Source organism: Sorangiineae bacterium MSr11367 (assembly GCA_037157805.1).
In the GTDB taxonomy this organism is placed as follows: Bacteria; Myxococcota_A; Polyangia; order Polyangiales; family Polyangiaceae; genus Pendulispora; species Pendulispora rubella.
The window spans coordinates 468,577-487,178 of record CP089983.1 but is presented as its reverse complement, the minus strand read 5'-3'; the positions used below and the strand labels follow the sequence as shown (position 1 = coordinate 487,178).

The 18,602-nt window shown below is 63.9% G+C and carries 15 protein-coding genes; 7 read left to right on the top strand and 8 right to left on the bottom strand.

Annotated elements, in window-relative coordinates; genetic code table 11:
• Positions 1-3: 3 nt before the first annotated feature.
• Entirely contained in the window at positions 4-1,419 is a 1,416-nt protein-coding gene (locus tag LVJ94_01975; GenBank protein WXB06032.1) for a cytochrome P450, read from the top strand.
• Between the two features lie 6 nt (positions 1,420-1,425).
• Here the strand turns inward: LVJ94_01975 and LVJ94_01970 are convergent, their stop codons facing one another.
• Together LVJ94_01970 and LVJ94_01965 are read right to left on the bottom strand one after the other, a co-directional pair.
• On the bottom strand, positions 1,426-1,854 hold the full coding sequence (locus LVJ94_01970) for a deaminase (protein WXB06031.1): 429 nt from the start codon (positions 1,852-1,854) through the stop codon (positions 1,426-1,428).
• Positions 1,855-1,908: 54 nt separating this feature from the next.
• The gene (locus LVJ94_01965) at positions 1,909-2,916 is read right to left on the bottom strand and encodes a chitinase (GenBank protein WXB06030.1); all 1,008 of its coding nucleotides are present in this window, start codon (positions 2,914-2,916) and stop codon (positions 1,909-1,911) included.
• Between the two features lie 142 nt (positions 2,917-3,058).
• Here LVJ94_01965 and hrpA point away from each other — a divergent pair, with 142 nt between their 5' ends.
• Complete coding sequence (gene hrpA / locus LVJ94_01960; GenBank protein WXB06029.1) at positions 3,059-6,781, top strand: ATP-dependent RNA helicase HrpA; 3,723 nt, start codon at positions 3,059-3,061, stop codon at positions 6,779-6,781.
• Between the two features lie 244 nt (positions 6,782-7,025).
• Positions 7,026-9,383: a type II secretion system secretin GspD gene (gene gspD, locus LVJ94_01955; protein WXB06028.1), complete on the top strand. Its 2,358-nt coding sequence runs from the start codon at positions 7,026-7,028 to the stop codon at positions 9,381-9,383.
• 19 nt (positions 9,384-9,402) lie between these two features.
• On the opposite strand, the gene LVJ94_01950 is transcribed toward gspD, so the two are convergent.
• Entirely contained in the window at positions 9,403-9,981 is a 579-nt protein-coding gene (locus LVJ94_01950) for a hypothetical protein (GenBank protein WXB06027.1), read from the bottom strand.
• Between the two features lie 1,343 nt (positions 9,982-11,324).
• Between LVJ94_01950 and LVJ94_01945 the strand changes: the two genes are divergently transcribed.
• A complete protein-coding gene (locus LVJ94_01945; protein ID WXB06026.1) occupies positions 11,325-12,365 on the top strand; it encodes a hypothetical protein in 1,041 nt (346 codons plus the stop codon).
• A gap of 7 nt (positions 12,366-12,372) precedes the next feature.
• On the opposite strand, the gene LVJ94_01940 is transcribed toward LVJ94_01945, so the two are convergent.
• Positions 12,373-12,582 carry a hypothetical protein gene (locus LVJ94_01940; protein ID WXB06025.1) on the bottom strand — a complete coding sequence of 70 codons (210 nt, stop codon included), beginning with the start codon at positions 12,580-12,582 and terminating at the stop codon, positions 12,373-12,375.
• 59 nt (positions 12,583-12,641) lie between these two features.
• Positions 12,642-12,962 (bottom strand): hypothetical protein, encoded by a 321-nt coding sequence (locus tag LVJ94_01935; protein WXB06024.1) that lies wholly within the window; start codon positions 12,960-12,962, stop codon positions 12,642-12,644.
• Positions 12,963-13,197: 235 nt separating this feature from the next.
• Between LVJ94_01935 and LVJ94_01930 the strand changes: the two genes are divergently transcribed.
• Positions 13,198-13,977 carry a nuclear transport factor 2 family protein gene (locus LVJ94_01930; protein WXB06023.1) on the top strand — a complete coding sequence of 260 codons (780 nt, stop codon included), beginning with the start codon at positions 13,198-13,200 and terminating at the stop codon, positions 13,975-13,977.
• Here LVJ94_01930 and LVJ94_01925 read toward each other — a convergent pair.
• Positions 13,961-14,380 (bottom strand): EamA family transporter, encoded by a 420-nt coding sequence (locus tag LVJ94_01925; GenBank protein WXB06022.1) that lies wholly within the window; start codon positions 14,378-14,380, stop codon positions 13,961-13,963. The genes LVJ94_01930 and LVJ94_01925 overlap by 17 nt on opposite strands.
• 69 nt (positions 14,381-14,449) lie before the next feature.
• Between LVJ94_01925 and LVJ94_01920 the strand changes: the two genes are divergently transcribed.
• Positions 14,450-15,331 (top strand): alpha/beta hydrolase, encoded by an 882-nt coding sequence (locus tag LVJ94_01920; GenBank protein ID WXB06021.1) that lies wholly within the window; start codon positions 14,450-14,452, stop codon positions 15,329-15,331.
• Here the strand turns inward: LVJ94_01920 and LVJ94_01915 are convergent.
• Entirely contained in the window at positions 15,328-16,680 is a 1,353-nt protein-coding gene (locus LVJ94_01915) for a peptidase M1 (GenBank protein ID WXB06020.1), read from the bottom strand. The genes LVJ94_01920 and LVJ94_01915 overlap by 4 nt on opposite strands.
• A gap of 131 nt (positions 16,681-16,811) precedes the next feature.
• On the opposite strand from LVJ94_01915, the gene LVJ94_01910 reads away from it, so the two are divergent.
• A complete protein-coding gene (locus tag LVJ94_01910) occupies positions 16,812-17,252 on the top strand; it encodes a nuclear transport factor 2 family protein (protein WXB06019.1) in 441 nt (146 codons plus the stop codon).
• On the opposite strand, the gene LVJ94_01905 is transcribed toward LVJ94_01910, so the two are convergent.
• Positions 17,186-18,580, bottom strand: a complete 1,395-nt coding sequence (locus LVJ94_01905; protein WXB06018.1) for an amino acid permease — start codon at positions 18,578-18,580, stop codon at positions 17,186-17,188. The two genes, LVJ94_01910 and LVJ94_01905, sit on opposite strands and share 67 nt — an antisense overlap.
• Positions 18,581-18,602 lie beyond the last annotated feature (22 nt).

Sequence of the window (18,602 nt, the reverse complement as noted above, 5' to 3'; positions counted from 1 at the left end):
ATCATGCCCAATGCCAGTCTGATGGATCGAATCCTCATTGCGACCAACCGTCGCCTTTCGATCCTGCGGCCCCTGTCGAAGGTGCCCGAGGGCAGCGATCTCGAGCCGGTGCCGGGCGACGAGGGCCTTCCGTGGCTCGGGCATACGCTGGCCATGGTCTTTCTAGGCGATCCGATGCCCTTTTTGCGCTACCGCTACGACGAATTCGGTCCCGTGTCCTGGGGCATCATGCTGGGCCATCGTTGGGTGTTTCCATTGGGCCCCAAAGCCTCCGAGGTCGTCCTGCAAAATCGCGACAAGGCATTCGCGAATGGCCCGGGTTGGGGCTATTGGATTGGCCCCTTTTTCCACCGCGGCATCATGCTTCTCGACTTCGAGGAGCATTTGCACCACCGGCGCATTCTGCAACATGCCTTTACCAACGAGCGATTGACCGGCTACCTGGAGGCCATGGGCCCGGTCATCGCGCGCGGCATCGCGGGCTGGCGCACCGGCGGGAGATTCCCTTTTCATGCATCGCTCAAGCAACTCACCTTGGACGTGGCGACCGAAGTCTTCATGGGCGCAAAGCTCGGACGCGAATCGAATTCCATCAACCGCGCCTTCATCGACACGGTCCGGGCCGGACTCTCGGTTCTGCGCTTCCGCGTGCCCGGCGGCCGATGGTCGCGCGGGCTGCACGGCCGGCGCGTGCTCGAGCGCTTCTTCCGCGAGCGCCTCCCCGCCAAGCGCGGCTCCGAAGGCAGCGATCTCTTCGCGGTCTTGTGCCGCGCGACGAGCGAAGACGGCCATCGCTTCAGCGACGACGACGTCATCAACCACATGATTTTCCTGTTGATGGCCGCCCACGACACCACCACCATCACCATGACCACGATGGCGTACTACCTGGCCAAGTACCCCGAGTGGCAGGAGCGGCTGCGCGACGAGTCCTTTGCCCTGGGAAAGGACGACTTGGACTTCGACGATCTCGAGAAGCTCTCCGGCCTGGACCAGGTGATGAAGGAAGCCATGCGCCTCGTGGCCCCGGTGCCTTACCTCGCACGCAAGACCGTGAAGGACACATCCATCTGCGGCTACTTCGTGCCCAAGGACACGTTCGTCGCGGTGCTGCCGCAGTTTTCGCACCACATGCCCGAGTATTGGTCCGATTCCGAGCGCTTCGATCCCGAGCGATTCGCTCCGCACCGCCGCGAGGACAAGGTGCATCCTTACGCCTGGCAGCCCTTTGGCGGGGGCGTTCACAAATGCATTGGCCTGCACTTCGCGGGCATCCAGGTCAAAGCGGTTTTCCATCGCATCGTGCGCCGGTACCGCTGGAGCGTCGCCCCGGGCTACGAGCCCACGTTCGATTTCACGACGTTGCCGGTTCCCAAGGACGGGCTGCCCGTGCACCTCGAGAAGGTCGTGGACACCTGAGGAGCGTCAGCGAGCGGGGAGCGTGAGGCGCTCCACCGAGATGCCCACCGACTCGAGCAGGGCCAGGGAATCGCGTTTACGGTACTCTTCGCTGTAGTAAATCTTGGCGACGCCGCCGAGGTTGATCAGCCGCTTCGCGCACATCGCACAGGGCAGGTGCGTCACGAAGACGACCTTGCCGAGCTGCCGGGGCGACAGGCAGTTGATGCAGGCGTTCTCCTCGGAGTGCAGGCAGCCGCAGGCGCCGGGAATGTCCGTGTCGCACTGATTGGGCAGGCCGGAGGCATTGCCGTTGTACCCCACCGCGAGCACCTGCCGGTAGTCCGTGGAGGTGATGACGGTCCCGACCTGCAGCCGCAGGCATGTCGACCTCCGGGCCATGCCGAAGGCGAGCGTCATGTAGAGCTCTTCGAAACTGGGGCGGGCGGTGTCCATGACGACACTTTCGCACGCCCCAGTGGGTGGCGGCTACAGGCTACCGCGGGCGGCTCAGAAGCCCGCGGTGACCTTGCTGAAGGCCCAGTTGGATTGGGCGATGCCGCTGCAATTGGACACGACGCCGCCGCCCGCGCAGCCGCGATCGCGGTTCACCGCCCAGAAGGCCAGGCGGGCGAGGCCTTTGCCCTTGGACCAATCGCGGATGCGGGTCCACGTGTCCACGGTGGTCATCTCTTGCTGATCGGAGAGGCCGTTCATGCCCGAGATGCCCATGTGCGAGTAGGCCGTGGCGTCGGACCAGCCGAACGTCGACTTCAGCTTGTTCTTGAGGCCCTCGGAGGCGGCCACGGTGTCGTTGTAGATGTTCCCGCTGCCGAAGTCGAACGGCATGATCGTGAAGATATCGATGTTCGCGCCCAAGGCCTTGGAGCGCTCGATGAGGCGATTGCCCGGCGCCGTCGGCCCCGTCTTCGAGGTGCCGAAGGTCACGATGGTGGTGATGCCGGCGTTGTTCTGTTTGACGATTTTGAGCGCGCCCAAGATGCGGTCTTGAACGGTGTTGTTCTCGAACTCGTCGGTGTTTTCGATGTCGATGTCGATGGCTTTGAGGCCATAGGCATTGATCACCTTTTGGTAGGCGCCGGCCAGCGCCGAGGCGCTCGAGCAGTTCGGACCGAGCTTGTTGCCGCTCCAGCCGCCGAACGACGGGACGATGTCACCGCCCGCACTCCGGATCTGCGAGATGGCGTTGGCGTCGGCGCTGCCCGAGAGCGGACGCGAGCCGTCCCACGCCGGATTGCAGCCGCCGGACGAGAGGATGAAGGCCATGGTGAACCATTTGACACCGGTAGCATTCATGACGGTTTGAGGGCTCGGAGGATTCCCCCAGCCCATGTACAGGTACGGCGCGCCGGCCCGCACCGCGAGGAGGCTGTCGCTGGTGCTGGCAACGTTGTCTTCGGCGTTGGTGCTGTCTTCGGTCGCGTTGGTGGCACACCCGGCGGCCATCATGGCCAGAGCGACGGTCGCTGCGGAAAAATGCATGGAGAACTTGGTCATGGTGTTTCCTCGCGGGGCTAAGGGGTCGCGGGCCCATCGCAAGGACCATTCCGGGAGCCATGAGATAGCGCCGTTCCCTCGGGACACCGGATTCCCCCTCCCCTCCCGAGGGGAGGGGATGTGTCACCTGATCGAATCGATCATGGCGATCCCGATCGGTGAAGGTGATCTCGATGATCACTTTTGCTATTCCGACACGCCCATGTCCGTACAATTTCCCCCGGAGCTACCCATCACGGCGCGTGTGCCCGACATCGCGACGGCCGTCCACGCGCACCCGGTGGTGATTGTCGCGGGTGCGACCGGCTCGGGAAAAACCACGCAATTACCCAAGATTGCACTGGCCATGGGCCGCGGGTTGGAGCAGCGCATTGGGGTCACGCAGCCGCGACGCATTGCCGCGACGAGCGTGGCGGCGCGCGTGGCCAGCGAGCTCGGCACGCCGCTGGGCACGGACGTGGGGTATCAGATTCGCTTCGAAGATCGGACCTCGCCGCACACGTACGTGAAGTTCATGACCGACGGCATCTTGCTGGCGGAAATCCAGGGCGATCCGCTGCTGCGTCGGTACGACACGCTGGTGATCGACGAGGCGCACGAGCGAAGCCTGACCATCGATTTTCTGCTCGGCTGGGTGAAGCGCATTCTGCCGCAGCGCCCCGATCTGAAGGTGATCATCAGCTCGGCCACCCTACAAACGGACCATTTTTCCGCCTTTTTTGGCGGGGCGCCGGTCATCGAGGTGGAGGGGCGCACGTACCCGGTGGAGGTGCTGTACGAGCCGCCGCCCGACGATGTGGACCTCGCGGAGGCCGTGGCCAACGCGGTGGCGAACGTGACATCGCTCGATCCGCGCGGGGACATTCTCGTTTTTTTGCCCGGTGAGCGTGAGATCCGCGAGACCGAGAACGAGCTCGCGGCGCGCGAGTTGCGGCACACCGTCGTACAGCCTTTGTACGCGCGGCTCTCGGGTGCGGAGCAATCGCGGGTGTTCGCGAGCATTCCGCAGCGGCGCGTGATCCTCGCGACCAACGTAGCGGAAACGTCGCTCACCATTCCGGGCATCGTGTACGTCATCGACGCGGGTGTCGCACGGTTGTCGCGCTACGAGCCGCGCTCGGGCACGACGCGGCTGCAGATCGAGGCCATTTCGCAGGCCAGCGCCGAGCAGCGCAAGGGCCGGTGCGGCCGCGTGCGCGAGGGCATCTGCGTGCGGTTGTACGACGAGACGAGCTTCGCGCAGCGCCCAGCGTTCACCGATCCGGAGATCAAGCGAACGGGGTTGGCTGGGGTCATTCTTCGCATGAAATCGCTCGGGCTGGGCGACGTAGAGGACTTCCCCTTTTTGGATCCGCCGCAGCCGCGCGCCATTGCCGAGGGTTACCGGGTGCTGGAGGAGCTCGGGGCACTGGGGCCCGACCGGGAGCTGACGCCCATTGGACAACGCCTGGCGCGCTTTCCGGTGGATCCGCGCATTGGACGGATGATCCTCGCAGGCGCGGAGCTCGGTTGTCTGAAGGAAGTGCTGATCATTGCGGCGGCACTGAACATTCAGGATCCGCGGGAGCGGCCGCGCGATGCGCAGCAAAAGGCCGACGAGCAACACCGCCGGTTCCGGGACGAGCGTTCCGATTTCGTGGGGTTGCTGCGGCTCTGGGACTTCGTTCGCGAGGCGGAGCGCAAAGGCAAATCGCACTTGCGGCGGGTGTGCAAGGAAGGCTTCTTGTCCTTTTTGCGCATTCGTGAGTGGGGCGAGATCCACCGGCAACTCGAGGAGGTGGCGCGCGAGCTGAAGGCGACGAAGGGCGGCGCACCGGAGAATGCGCTGCATCGGGCGCTGGCAACCGGGTTGTTGTCGAAGATTGGACAATGGAATCCCGAGCAACGCGTGTACGTGGGCGCGAAGCAAACGCGATTTGCCATTCATCCTTCGTCGGCGCTGGCCAAGAAGCCGCCGGCCTGGATCATGGCATTCGAGCTGGTGGAGACGACGCAGCTTTTCGCGCGCATGGCGGCGAAGATCGAGCCGGAGTGGCTGCTCGAGGCGGGCGCGCATTTGTTGAAACGGAGTTATTCGGATCCGCATTGGTCGGAGAAGTCGGCGCGTGCATCGGTGCGCGAGCATGCCACGTTGTTCGGGCTGTCGATTTCGCGCGACCGAAGTGTGGATTACGCGACCATTGCGCCCGCGGGGGCGCGGCGCATCTTTTTGGAGCACGCGCTGGTACGCGGAGAATACAAGACCACGGGCGCGTTTCAGCGCAAGAACCGCGAGCTGATGGACGAGGTGTCGCGGCTACGGGACAAGGCGCGACGGAGCGACATGCTGGCCAGCGAAGATGCGTTGCTGGCATTTTTCGATCAGCGTGTCGGAGAGGAAGTCGTCAATGGGAAGACGTTCGAGGCGTGGCGCGAGCGCGCCGAGAAGAGCGACCCAAAGTGTCTTCTTCTTTCCGTGGACGACGTGCTGGCGGGGGAGCCGGGGCTTCGGGCGGCGGACTATCCGGACACGGTGAAGCTGCACGGCGCGAGTTTGGGGGTAACGTACCGATTCGAGCCTTCGGAAGACGACGATGGGATCACGTTGACCGTGCCCCTGGTGTTGCTTCCGCAATTGGAGCCGGGTGAACTGGATTGGACGATACCGGGTTGGCATCAGGACAAGATCGCCGCGCTTCTGTACGAGTTGCCGCGGGGGACGCGGCGCGAACTCGGAGACATTCCGGAGCTCGCGCGCGCGGTGGCGGCGAAGGTGAAGCCCTTTTCGGGGCCGATGGTTCCCGCGTTGGTGCAGGCCGTCGAGGAGGAGACCGGCGTGGACGTGCCGGAGGATGCGTTCCGGCCCGATCTGGTCGCGAGCTACCTGCGTTTGACGTGCCGGGTGGTCGGGGATGACGGCAAGGTGGTGGCCCAGGGACGCGACGTCGATGCGATTCTGAAGCAACACGGTGCTCGTGCGCGGGCGGTGTGGAAACAGGCAGCGCCGTCGGCGAAATGGGAGCGCAAAGGCATCACGGGTTGGGACTTTGGTGAGCTGCCGGCGTTCGTCGTTCGGCGGGTCGGCAACATGGATGTACGGAGTTACCCGGCGCTGGTCGACCGCGGGACGTCGGCGGACATGGTGCTGCTCGAGACGACCGCGGCGGCGGAAGCGGCATCCCGGGGCGGGGTGCGGCGGCTCTTGATGCTGGCGGCGCGTGGGGCCGTATCGGGGATTGCGCCCCGCATTCCACCGGCGTTTTCACGCCCCGGGGGCGCGCTGATGTCGCGCGCCGAGAACGAGGTATTTCGCGAGCGGGTGCTCGCGCGCATCGTGGATGCGGCGTTCGGGCTGGGCGAGGAGAGTGTGGGGTTGCCGCGCGACAAGCGCGCATTCGATGCCTTGCTGGCCGCGGGCGTGCCGCGCATTGCGCCGCTGTTCCGGGCGTTCGCCGATACGATCACGGCGGTGGCGGCGGAACTCGACAAGACGCTGCGCGCATTGAAGGCGGCCTCGAAGCACCCCAGCGGGCGGGCGGCTATTTTGGATATTTACGCGCAGCTCGAGCACCTCTTTCCCGAGGACCTGATGGAGTCCGTCTCGCTGGGACGGCTGGAGCACTTCCCCCGGTATTTGCGCGCGGCGCAGGCGCGATTGGGACGCGCGGTGACCGATCCGCGCAAGGACACGGAGAAGCTCGCGCCATTCTCGCCGTTGTGGAATGCGTTTTTGGACAAGCGGCGCGCGCTGCGGGATGCGAATGGTGCGCGCGAGCTTCGATGGTTGTTCGAGGAGCTGCGCGTGGCGATCTTCGCGCCCGAGCTGAAGACACCCGTGCCGGTTTCCGTGGCCAAGGTGTCGGCCGCGATGTCTGCGCTTCGTTAGTCCACGGCAAACGAGCTGCGAGGACCGATCGGGCGGCCGCCGCCGCGGACCGACTGCCAATTTGTCTTCGCCTACATTATCTATTTGGGTAAATTCGCCAAACATTCAATCAGCCGATGATCTCGGAGATTGAAGTGTTGCATATCGAATTTTAACGATATGCCACGAAGCAGGCAATACATCCGTAGGCGCGCGCGTTGTATCGGCCGATCCGATATTTGGCGATGCATGCCACAGGTGATCGATGCAGAAGCAAATTCATGTTATTTCGTTGACGTTGGCGACACTCGTCCTCGGTTGGGAGCGCGACGCTCGGGCGCAGACGCCGAGCCCACCTTCCCCGCCTCCCGTTACCGCAGTAGGCAAAGGCAGTGGCGAAGCGAAACCGCCACCGCCATTCGAAAAGGGCATGGAGTTCGAGCCGCGACATCCCGGCGACCGGGTGACGTTTGCCCTCGAGGACGCGGATTTGTCGGAGCTCGTACGCGTCGTCGGGCAGCTAACCGGTAAGAAGTTCATCTTTGGGGACAAGGTACGCAAAATCAAAGCAAGCGTGTATTCCCCGACGAAGGTCACGGTCGAGGAGGCGTATCAGGCCTTTCTTTCGATTTTGGAGACCAATGGCCTGACGGTGATTCCGCAGGGTCAATTCCTGAAAATCGTCGAGACCGCTGGTGTCGCGTCCCAGTCGACACCGACCATCGGCCCGCAGGAAGGAGCGCCACACGAAGATCGATACGTGACGCGCATGCACCGACTGCGGAATGCCAATCCCGAGGAGGTGGCGAATTTACTCACGAAATTCAAGAGCAAGGATGCCGACGTCTCGTGGCACGGCCCAGGGAACCTTCTCATCATCACGGACACCGGGGCCAACATTCGTCGTCTGATGACCATCGTCGACGAAATCGACGTACCGAGCGCGGGCGACAAGATATGGCTCGAGCCCATTCATTACGCAACGGCGAGCGAGATGGCCCAGCGACTCACCGACTTGTTTGATATCAAGTCCACATCGGCCAGCAGCGCCCCGGGCGGAAAAGGCGCCCCTTTGGGGGTAGCGCCGAGTGGCGATCTTCACGTCGCCAAGATCGTGGCGGACGAACGCACCAATACGATTGTCATCGTGGCGACGGAGAAGGCGTATTTGCGCACTCTCGAGCTGGTCAAGAAGTTGGATGTGCCGCAGACGGCGGACGGCCAGGTTCACGTCTTTTCGCTCCAAAATGCCGATGCCATCGAACTTGCCAAAACGCTCACGGAGATGGTGGCTGGAAGCTCGGGGGCTGCAGGTGGTGCAAGTAGTAGTGGCAGCGGCACGCAGCCGAGCACACCGCGTGCGCCCGTGAGCATTTTCGAAAGCGCACTGAAGGTGAGCGCCGACAAGGCGACCAATTCGATCATCGTAACCTCGTCATCGCGTGATTACGCCGCACTTCGTGCAGTGGTGGACAAGCTCGATGTCCCGCGGCGGTCGGTGTTCATCGAAGCCGCCATCCTCGATTTGAACGTCAGCCAAACGAATACCTTTGGAGTCAACTTTCACAGCGGCGATGCGCTCGGGGGTGCGGGTGGCTTGCTTTTTGGCGGGCTCAATCCGGGCAAATCGGTCACCCCCTCGCCGGAGGAGCTCCAGGGGCTGGCGCTGGGCCTCCGGGGTCCCACGATTCCCGGCTCGGAGAGCCTTTTCGGCGCGGGCGTATCGATTCCCTCGTTCGGTATGACCATACAGGCGCTCGCCCACAACGAAAACTCGGACGTTCTGTCGACACCTCACATTTTGGCCACGGACAATCAAAAGGCACTCATCAACATTGGGGCGAACATCCCTCTGCAAGTCAACCCAGGGTTCTCGGGGCTTGGCGCGCTCCCCGGGGCCATTCCGGGCTCGCCACAGGCCGCGGCGCTTGGAAGCCTGGGAGGTTTGGGCGCTCTCGGCGGCGGCGGCGGTGCGCGCTCCGAGGTGGGTACCAAACTCAGTATTACACCGCACGTGAACGACTCGAACCAGGTTCGCCTCGAGATCGTAGAAGAGATCAGCGCCGGAGGCGATCAGATGGGGGGCCTTGGCGTCATCCCCATCACCAAACGCAACGCGGAGACGACCGTCGTGGTGCGCGATCAGCAGACGGTGGTGATTGGCGGCCTGATGCGCACCGAAAAGACACTAAAGGAGGACAAGATCCCGCTGCTGGGGGACATTCCTTTGGTGGGGGCGCTATTTCGCAAAACGGTCGACGTAGTCAAGAAGACCAACTTGATCCTCGTTCTCACGCCCTACATCATTCGGGACCAGGACGATTTGCGCGCGATTTACGAACGGAAGCTCCAGGAGCGACAACAATTCTTGGACCATCACTTCATCTTCGACGAAAAGTCCGACTATCAGGCGCCAAAGGATTATTCGCGGACGAATGGCCTGGTCGAGTTCATTCGTCAGAGTCACCTTCAAGTCGCCGAGCAAAAGAAGCGCGACGCGCTTCTCGAGCCCAAAAAGCTATTGACCCACGAACCTGGAGCGCCGCTCGAAGTGCCGGAGCCGGCGCATGCCCCTTCGGCCAATCCGCCGGCGCAGCGAATCGTCCCTCACGTGGAACCGTGACGCTCGGCGCTCGGCCCGGTCAATCCACCGACGCGTCGGATTCTTCGGAAGAGGGCTCGCTGTCGGCCTCGACGCCGGCATCCGAGTCGGGGGCGGGGTCATCCAGCTGCGATGTGCGTTGCCCACAAACTTGGGGTGGTACGACGCAGGATGAAGAGCAGCTCGTACAAGCGGCGTTCACTCGACAATAAGCCCAGTTGGCGTACGCGTTGTACCCTGCGGGATACTGCTGCGCGCAGGCATCCAGACATGGCAAATCGAAATACCGGCATACGCTGTCGCCACAACTCGTGACGATGGCCACGCAATCTGAATTGGCGCGGCAGATGTTGTTGTACACGCTGCAGGCCTGCAGTGCGCAGCTGTTGCACGATTGGGTCGGTGCAGCATCGCCCGCGTCGCGCGCGCCGCTGTCGCCGTTGTCCGAACCGCCACCCGAGCCACCGCCGGAACCGCCGCCGCCTCCGCCAGGGCCCTTGGGGTGGAGTGGGTCGTTGCATGCGATCGCAGCCGTGGCACAGGCCAATGCGATGGAGAGTGCGGTCGCGCGCCAGGGATTCATCATCGAGCTTCGCAAGTTGGTTCCTTGGTTCAACATGATTCAAATATCGAAGCGCTCGCCGCGGTCAGCGGGAGGCGCGTGGGGCGGCGGACGCGCTCCTCGAGGCAGGGGTTCCGAGCTTCCGGGGGCTTCCGGATCGCAACGCGAAGGCACGCCCGATGTTTCTTTTTTTGATCGAGGTGCACAGTATGACTCGCCGTCGCCTCGGCAAGGACGATCGCAAGGGCGAGGCGATTGGATACCGGGGGACGTTTGGACGTCCAGGGAGGGCAGTTTTGGCGCGTCGATGTAGAACAAGCATGCGCAGGCTGGCCCGGTTGGCGCAAAAATTGGCAATTCTGGCGCTATCGAGGCGAGCCGTGCCGCGCAGCTCGTCATCCGCGCGCGCGGTACTCGCGCAAGCGATTTCAGGTGGAGTTGCCATTCGTGGCGACAACACGATACGGAGGATCACCATTCCCCGGTAGCGCACGGGTGAAGCGCCTGTTCACGCGCCGGATTCCTCGCGTCGCGCATGCTCCTGAATCATGGACGCGCGTCTTCTTACGATGTCGCAGATTTTGATTTCGTTGTGTCCAACGAAATGAGCTTCCAACGCCTTGTGTCATGGAAGCGGGACGCGCCTTCTGGTCGGCAGACATGCGGGCGCCAACGAGCCGATTCCCCACCGGACGAACGTCACGGGACGGAATGGGTGCCTGTCCTGGGACAGAACGAATGTGACCCGGACAGGTTCACGCGATTCGTGACCTGCTCGTTTTCCGCTTGCGCGGGGGTGCAGCGACGATGGCCCCAATCTGGCAATGCATTGGGGTAGGCCTCTTACCGCGCGATGCTCCGGACACCGCGCAGTCGAGGCCGCAGACGATGGGTCGACATTTGGTACGATCGGGAGTCGACAGCTCGCCGCGTGCCCGTGAACGTCGGAAACCGGCTCCTGAGGGAGCCCCGAATAAGCGGGAACAACACGCGACGTGTGACGGGACGCGCAGTGGGCGCCGACCGGTGGCGGACATCCTCGTTGGGGTAGCTGCCTTTGCAAAATTTGATCGCATCCACCGGACCTTATGCCTCCTTTTCATCTGGCAAATAAGAATCGCCAGCAGCAGCATGTGTGCGAACGCGCGGAGCGCTCGTTTGCGCACCCGTTTGTCCCCTCCCCCTGCCGTCGTTGGGATTCCGCTAACGGCAAATCTCCAAGGGGGGAACGGCTTCGCTCCACGCCGCCGCGTGCCCCCAAGGGACGACCGTCTGCGCCGGCGGCTGCCCACAATCGCGCATCAAGACTGGCACGCCGCCCAGTCGGCATATCGCGCCATGGTTTCTCGAGTGACGGATCCTTGCGTGAGGCACCAATTCGAGACGGAGGTTCCCTTCTCATGAAATTGCGTAGCGTTACTTGCCTGGCATTCTGCATCACGATGGTGGCTTGCGCGTCGGAGAGCAACGTCGATCCTGCGGCGGCCTCCGAGCAGGGCGCGAAACAGCGAGCGGCGTCACCCCCCACAATGGCCGCGAGACGGGACCGGTTGAACGGCGGTGCATGCAACGCGGGTACACGACTCACCCCGACGAATCTCGCAGCCGATACGTGCGACACGGCCGGAGAGCGCGACCTCATCGTACCCGCTGGCTCGTGGGAGACCCTCGATGCCACCACGGATTGTCCTGCCCGCGTTTCGCAAGGCGAGGGCCTGCCAGATATATGCGTCTACAAGTTTGCAAACGTGTCCATTTTGGGCCGACTCACGGTCCGCCAGTTTCAGTCGCCGGTCGCCATCGTGGCGACGGGCTCATTGACGGTGGATGGCACCATCGAGTCAGGCCCCATTCCGGGCGACAGCGCGTGCACCTTTGCCGGTGGGCGCGGAGGGACCAACGCCACGGGCACCACCGGAACGCCGCTGCTGTTAGGTACGTACGGTTCGCGCGGATGCCCAGGAGGGACGCCTCCTCAATCCGCCGCAGGCGGACGCGGCGGTATGGCACTTCAGCTCACCTCGTGCGGGGACCTCCACTTCAACGGCACCATCGATGTGAGCGGCGAAAGCGGCGAGTTTGGGGCGAATGGCAACTTGGCCTTCGGCTCTGCGGGGGATGGTGCGGGTGGCGGTGCGGGTGGCGCCATCCTGCTCGAAGCCAAGACGATAGCAACCGGCCAAGACGCCCGGACAACGGCACTCGGCGGATGGGGAGGTTCAGGCGGCGATGGATACCAGGGGACGCCACCGTGGGCGGAGTCCTATCCGGGCGGAGCAGGCGGAGCACCGGGGCAACCCGGGGCGTGCGCATCGCAAGCCGGATGCGGCGGCGACGGGGGCGGCGCGGGAAACGTCATCGTCAAGGTTCCCGCGGGCATACCTGCACCGTCGTTGACGTCCAACCCGCCCGCAACGTTCGGCACCGTCGGCACGCACTAACGGAAACCTAGCCTTGTTCCCGCTCCAACGACTCGCCTTCGTCCACGCGAATCTCGATCGGTGGCGGTGGACGAGGCGGCGGCGGCGGCGCATTGGGCCCCATCGCTGCAAATCCAATGAGAACGATGCGCACGATGCGCCATGCGATGGACAGCATCCGACGTGACCAGCGGCGCGCCGTACGAAGCACGGGCGCGCCGTTCGCGCAGTTCGACATGAGAGACTCCTCTTCGCCATGAGTCAGCCAGCACGGTTCGGGGAAGAACGCGCGCTCGCTCAGCGAAGAAAGGCGCAGTCGAGCAAATAGATCCGTCCGCGAACGACCGCGGGCCAGCCATCGTTCGGCCGCCGAAAGCCTATCGGCCGCCTCGAAACCGGGGGCCGCGCCGGCCAACGAACACCGCGGACGCTCCGCGCGGAGCGAATCGGCGCAACCTCCGCCGCAACCGCACTCGCCACGAGCACGATACCATCGGCCGAGCGCAGCGATGCCGCGGGCGCCGGCGTCGCCGCCAACGTGAGCACCACGACCATGGCAAGCCATCGCAACGCGCGAACCAACGAACGGTCGCGCCATGCATGGCCCCGGGAAAACATCGCGCAGAACGTAGTCACCCGACGAGGCCTCGGCAAGCGGACGCCGTCCCGCGCTCTTCGACATCACCCGCAAGCGTCGCGGTGCCCCATCGACGAATTCTATAGACACTATGCAGAGTATCGATTGGCTCCGCAGCCATTCCCCGGACATCGTCCCAATGTGCGCTATCTGCATCATCTGCGTTGCCTGACGCTCCTCCTGGCAGGCTGCTCGCCCGCCATCGCAAAGGGTCCCATGCCTCCGTCCAATGCCTCTGCCCACACCGCACCCGAACAGGCCGTTCAAGCCTATTTCAAGGCCAGCGACCAATGCTCGAGTCAAATCCTTCGCTCCGCGTTTCACCCCGCCGCGCACATGCTGTGGCTCGACAAAGCCGGTGCCCTGCATTCGCGCGCGCAGCTGCCGTGGTGGCGCGTTCTCGATACCGCGAGTCCCTGCCGCCCCGCCCTCGAACGCACCCTTCGCATCATCGACCGCGAAGGCCCCATGGCCCTCGTCGAAGCGAACTCGCGATTCGACACGTATCGGTTTCACGATTACCTCTTGGTCGTCGAAAGCCCCGATGGATGGCTCATCGCCGACAAAGTCTTCCAGCGCCTCGAAGAGGGCGACGCCGCGCCTGCCCCGGCCGACGAAGCCGAAATCCGGCACATCCTCGACGACAAGATCCGAGCCGCCGGCGCGCACGATCCGGCACTTCTCGCGAGCACGCATCTCGAGGACTGCATCTACAGCGCGGTCCATGCCAAAAGCGGCACCCCCTACGTACGCGAGAGCGTCTCCGAATGGGCGGCGAAATACGCCGCCCGGAAAGCGCGAAACGAAGACGGCCATGAAGCGAAGTGGCGCATCCTCCACGCGGCGGGCTCCGGCACCATCGGCCATGCCAAATTGGAAGTCGTCTCACGCGGCACGCGCTACATCGATCACCTGCTGCTCCTGCGAACCACGGACGGTTGGCGCATCGCTGCAGCCGTTTGGGGGAACCCCGCCAAACTCACTTCTGAATCGTAACGAGCACCCCCGCGGTGATCAGCCCCACCCCCAGACCGAGCTTCCACGTGAGCTGCTCCTTCAACACCACCACCGAAAGTACGATGGTGAGTGCCAAGCTCAATTTGTCCACCGGCGCCACGCGCGACGCGGGCCCGAGCTGCAACGCTCGAAAATAGGCTAACCACGAAAGCCCCGTGGCCAGCCCGGACAACACGAGAAAGGTCAGCGCCCGCAGCTTGATGCTTCCCACCGCCCGCGCCTCACCCGTGGCCAGCGCGATGCCCCACGCGAACACCAGAATCACGGCCGTGCGAATCGCCGTGGCCAGATTCGAGGGCACGCCCTGCACGCCCATCTTGGCCAAAATAGCCGTCAGCGCAGCAAATACCGCGGAGAGAAGAGCGTAGCCCAGCCAGTTCATCGCAGAACCATGCTACTCGAGAGCGGCCGGCGCCTGTAACATCGCGGTCAGATCCTCAAAGGAGGCCACGTGTTCGAGCGATTCGACTCCTTCCACGTCAACACGGGCGACGCCCAGATCGCCGGCCGCATCAGCCGCTCCCGAAACGGCCCTCCGCTGCTGCTCCTGCACGGCCACCCGCAGACCCATCTCATCTGGCACCCGATTGCGGACCGCCTCGCGGAGCACTACACGGTCATCGCCACCGATCTACGCGGCTACGGCGCCTCGAGCAAACCTCAGGGTCTGCCCGATCATTCGAACTACAGCAAACGCGCCATGGCCGACGACCAAATCGCCGTCATGCGCTCGCTCGGCTTCGATCGCTTCTTCCTCTGCGCCCACGACCGCGGTGCACGCGTGGGGCACCGCCTCTGCGCCGATCACGGGGCCCATGTCGACAAGGCCATGTTCCTCGACATCGCCCCCACGTTGGCCATGTACGAGCGCACGGACCGCATATTCGCTTCGTACTACTTTCATTGGTTCCTTTTGATCCAGCCGCCACCTTTTCCCGAGACACTCGTCGGCGCGGCCCCCGACGCCTACGTCGAAAAGGTCATGACCAGCCCCCCCGCCGGACTCACCATCTTCGCACCCGAGGCGCTGCAAGCCTACAAAGCGGCCATCGCCCAACCCGGCGCCGTCCATGCCATGTGCGAAGATTACCGGGCGTCGGCCACCATCGATCTGGACCACGACAAGGCCGATCGCGATGCCGGGCGCAAGCTCGCGTGCCCGCTTCGCGTGCTCTGGGGCCAATATGGCCTCATCGAACATTGTTACGACGCGCTGGCACTGTGGCGCGAGGTCGCCGACAACGTCAGCGGCAGGGTGGTCCCCTCGGGGCATTACATCCCCGAGGAAGTACCGGACTTGCTCTACGACGAAATGCGCGCGTTTCTGAGTTAGGGTCCGCTCGGGCAGAGCGTCTCCCAATCCGCAGGGCACTCCAAGGAACGCAGCCAGCCGGTGGCGAGCGCTTCGACGTCCCCTGCCTTCGCGCCCGCGTACCGCTCGATCACGCGAAGCAAGTCCTGCATGCGCGCATCGCGATTGTGGTAGCGGCCATAAAACTCGGCCAACGCGCGATCGAGCTGCTCCTCGCCGATCAACTCGGCCACCTTGCGGTAGAAATGCGCGCCCTTGTAGTAGGGGATCCCGGACCAAATCGGGTGCGTGAAAATGTCGATTTGGTTGCACGTATTGTCCGGCAGCGCCACCGCGTTGGGTGAATGCGCCTGGTCTGCGTCGCACAGTGCCTTCAATCGGCAATCGTACTTCGGCCAAATATCGACGCCCTGCTTCTTCAAGGCATGCCCAGCCAAATACGTGGCGGAGCCCTCCGAGAGAACGAAGTCCTCCCAGCACGCCACGCGCACGCCATTGCCGAACCATCCGTGGGCCGCCTCGTGGGCGTGCACCTCTTCGGAGTCGAACGACCCACTGGCCACGTGCCAATACGGATGGTGCTCCATTCCGCCGTACGCGCCCGGTCCCCAATTGGCCGATACGCTTCCCACCACGTTGCCGAACGTGTAGCGCCCATACGTCTTTTCGTAGAACTCGAAGACCCCACGCAGGTGCGCCGTGCCCTGCGCCGTCACCGCTTCCTGACCGGGCAGGTGCCACGCCTTCACCTGCGTCCCGAACAGCGTGCGCCCGAGATCCACCTCGGTGAAATCGCCGACGGCCACCGCCGGCATGTACGATGGTGCATCGTTCGGAATGTGCGAGGGATAAATCACCTTCTTGCCCTCGGGCGCCCCCGTCACCTTCATCCGGAACTCGACCCCGTCCGCCGGCGACGATTTGCACGGGAAAAGGTTTCCGCAGAAGTACGGCCAGAGGAACGTCAGCCCCGTGCCGGGATCCCATCCATCGAATTGGGTGTGCGGCTTGAAGGCATACGCCACTTCGAAAGACGCCGGGAGCGACGAACGCGGAACCTTCACATGCAACTTCTTGCCCTCGGCCACGTAGGCCAGCGGGCCGCGGCGACCGCGCACGCTCCGAATCTCCAGATCGCCAATCTCGAAGGACGCGCTTCCGCGAAGGTTCGGTCCAATCTCGATGATGGCGGTCGCCGTCAAATTGGACACGTCCAGCGAGAGACTGGTCTCGCGCAGATCGTAGTCCCAATTCTCCACCGGGGCCGCGTCATCGAGTGCAGCGCGGCTCGATTCACCTTCGACCTCGGGCGCGCCTACGTCACACCCCGCAGCAGAAAAAGCCAAACACGCAAGAACGTACCATCGCATGGGAAGAACTCCTTCTCGGGTCCTTACGCAAACTACCCCCGTTCCATTCGACAAAGCATCCCTCCCCGCCATCGCGGATTTTTCCGTCATACTTCGATGGCCCTCGAACCGATCCGCGCGAACGCCATGCCATGTTCACGCGGATGACCACCACCGGCGACATTCTCCGAATTTACGAACAGTGGCACGCCACCGTGAAGGCAAAGGACCTCGAGGGCACCCTCGCCCTTTATGCCGAGGACGCTATCCTCGAGACGCCGTTGGTCCTTGCGGTATTTCCGGACCGAGCGAGCGGCGTCCTGCAGGGCAAACACGAGATTTGGCCCTTCTTCGAAGCGGGCATCCGCATGTTTCCGAACAAGGCCCCGTGGTACCGAACGGGGACCTTCTTCTCGAATGGGCAACAATTGACCTGGGAGTACCCCCGCGAGACCCCGCAGGGCGATCAGGTCGACCTCATCGAAATGATGGATATCGCGGAGGGCCTCATCGCCCACCACCGGGTCTATTGGGGTTGGTTCGGATTCAAACTGCTCAACCTGCGCGCCGACACTTTGCTCCAAACGAAATAGATGGGAATCCCCACGGACACCAATAGCAACGAAAACAACGCGTTCTCGTCGGCGTCGCCCAGGCTTCCCAGAAGAACCGCCAACGCGCCCAACACGAACACGATGGGCGTGATGGGGTAGAATGGCACGCGGAAGGGGCGCGGCAGATCGGGCTCGCGACGGCGAAGCACGAAGAGGGCGGCCACCGCGGCACCATAAAAGGGATAGAACCCGAACACGAACGCGTCGGTGAGCTGCTCGAACGAGCGGAACGACACGAACAGCAGGCCCAAAAATCCGCCCAGGATCACCGCGACCCACGGGACGCCCCGGCTCGAAACGGTGCCCAGCACCCGAGGAAAAAGCCCGTCGGTGGCCAGCGGAATCAGGAGGCGCGGCGCGGTGAGCAAGGTGCTCATGCAACCACCGACACACGAGATGAGCACGAGCGCCGCCACGGCGCGCCGGCCACCCGGCCCCAACGTCAGGGTCGCAAGGTTGGTGGCGGCCATCTCACCGCCGGTGCCCGAACGGCGCAGTCCCTCGAGCCCGAGGATGTTCGCGTACCCTGCAACGGCAAAGAGGTAGACCGCCACGATGAGGCACGTGCCCGCCACCAACGCCCGCGGCAACGTGCGCCCCGGCTCGCGCACCTCGCCGCCAAGCGAGGACAGATCGGCCCAGCCCTCGTAGGCCCACATCACGGAAACCATCGCACCGAAAATGCCCAACGCGGTGGGCTCGGTGGCGTAAGGCAACGGGTGCGCGAGCGGAAGAGAATCGACACCCGCGCGCGCCGAGAGCAAACACCCGAGCACCCCGATGAGCAGCACGCCGAGGTACTTGGCAAAGGTGATCACCGCCTGCTGCACGGCGCTCTGGCGAACGCCGAACAGATTGGCCACGATGCTCGCCACCAGAAAAAGCGCGGCCACCCGCCCTTCCCGCTCGGGATCGGGCGCGAGCCCGAGAAGCGACGTCGTGGCCTCCGCCGCGAGCCGCGCAAAGCTTCCGACCGCGCTCGGGATCAGCAGAACCAACTTCGTCCACCCCACCAGGAACGCTACCCCGGGCCCGTATCCCCGGCGTAGGATCTCGTAGATCCCGCCCGTGCGCGGCATCGATGCCGCAAGCTCGGCCAACGACAGCGCCCCCGCGAGCGAGATCAATCCGCCCGCGATCCATACGAACAAGGCGGCGGGCAAAGAACCAGCCTGGCGCGCCACCGTGGCGGGGGTCTTGAAAATTCCCGTACCGATGATGGCATTCACCACGATGAACGTCGCCAAAAACGGCCCGAGATCCCGTTTGAGCGCCGATTCGCCGCGCGCCCCCGAAACAGCCTTCACATGTCGGGTTGTACACGATCCA

What these genes read in the sequence shown, in the direction of transcription:
- LVJ94_01975 (WXB06032.1), top strand. Translation starts at nt 4, where the DNA reads ATGCCCAATGCCAGTCTGATGGATCGAATCCTCATTGCGACCAACCGT.
- LVJ94_01970 (WXB06031.1), bottom strand. Translation starts at nt 1,854, where the DNA reads ATGGACACCGCCCGCCCCAGTTTCGAAGAGCTCTACATGACGCTCGCC.
- LVJ94_01965 (WXB06030.1), bottom strand. Translation starts at nt 2,916, where the DNA reads ATGACCAAGTTCTCCATGCATTTTTCCGCAGCGACCGTCGCTCTGGCC.
- hrpA (WXB06029.1), top strand. Translation starts at nt 3,059, where the DNA reads ATGGCGATCCCGATCGGTGAAGGTGATCTCGATGATCACTTTTGCTAT.
- gspD (WXB06028.1), top strand. Translation starts at nt 7,026, where the DNA reads ATGCAGAAGCAAATTCATGTTATTTCGTTGACGTTGGCGACACTCGTC.
- LVJ94_01950 (WXB06027.1), bottom strand. Translation starts at nt 9,981, where the DNA reads ATGTTGAACCAAGGAACCAACTTGCGAAGCTCGATGATGAATCCCTGG.
- LVJ94_01945 (WXB06026.1), top strand. Translation starts at nt 11,325, where the DNA reads ATGAAATTGCGTAGCGTTACTTGCCTGGCATTCTGCATCACGATGGTG.
- LVJ94_01940 (WXB06025.1), bottom strand. Translation starts at nt 12,582, where the DNA reads ATGTCGAACTGCGCGAACGGCGCGCCCGTGCTTCGTACGGCGCGCCGC.
- LVJ94_01935 (WXB06024.1), bottom strand. Translation starts at nt 12,962, where the DNA reads ATGTTTTCCCGGGGCCATGCATGGCGCGACCGTTCGTTGGTTCGCGCG.
- LVJ94_01930 (WXB06023.1), top strand. Translation starts at nt 13,198, where the DNA reads ATGCCTCCGTCCAATGCCTCTGCCCACACCGCACCCGAACAGGCCGTT.
- LVJ94_01925 (WXB06022.1), bottom strand. Translation starts at nt 14,380, where the DNA reads ATGAACTGGCTGGGCTACGCTCTTCTCTCCGCGGTATTTGCTGCGCTG.
- LVJ94_01915 (WXB06020.1), bottom strand. Translation starts at nt 16,680, where the DNA reads ATGCGATGGTACGTTCTTGCGTGTTTGGCTTTTTCTGCTGCGGGGTGT.
- LVJ94_01910 (WXB06019.1), top strand. Translation starts at nt 16,812, where the DNA reads ATGTTCACGCGGATGACCACCACCGGCGACATTCTCCGAATTTACGAA.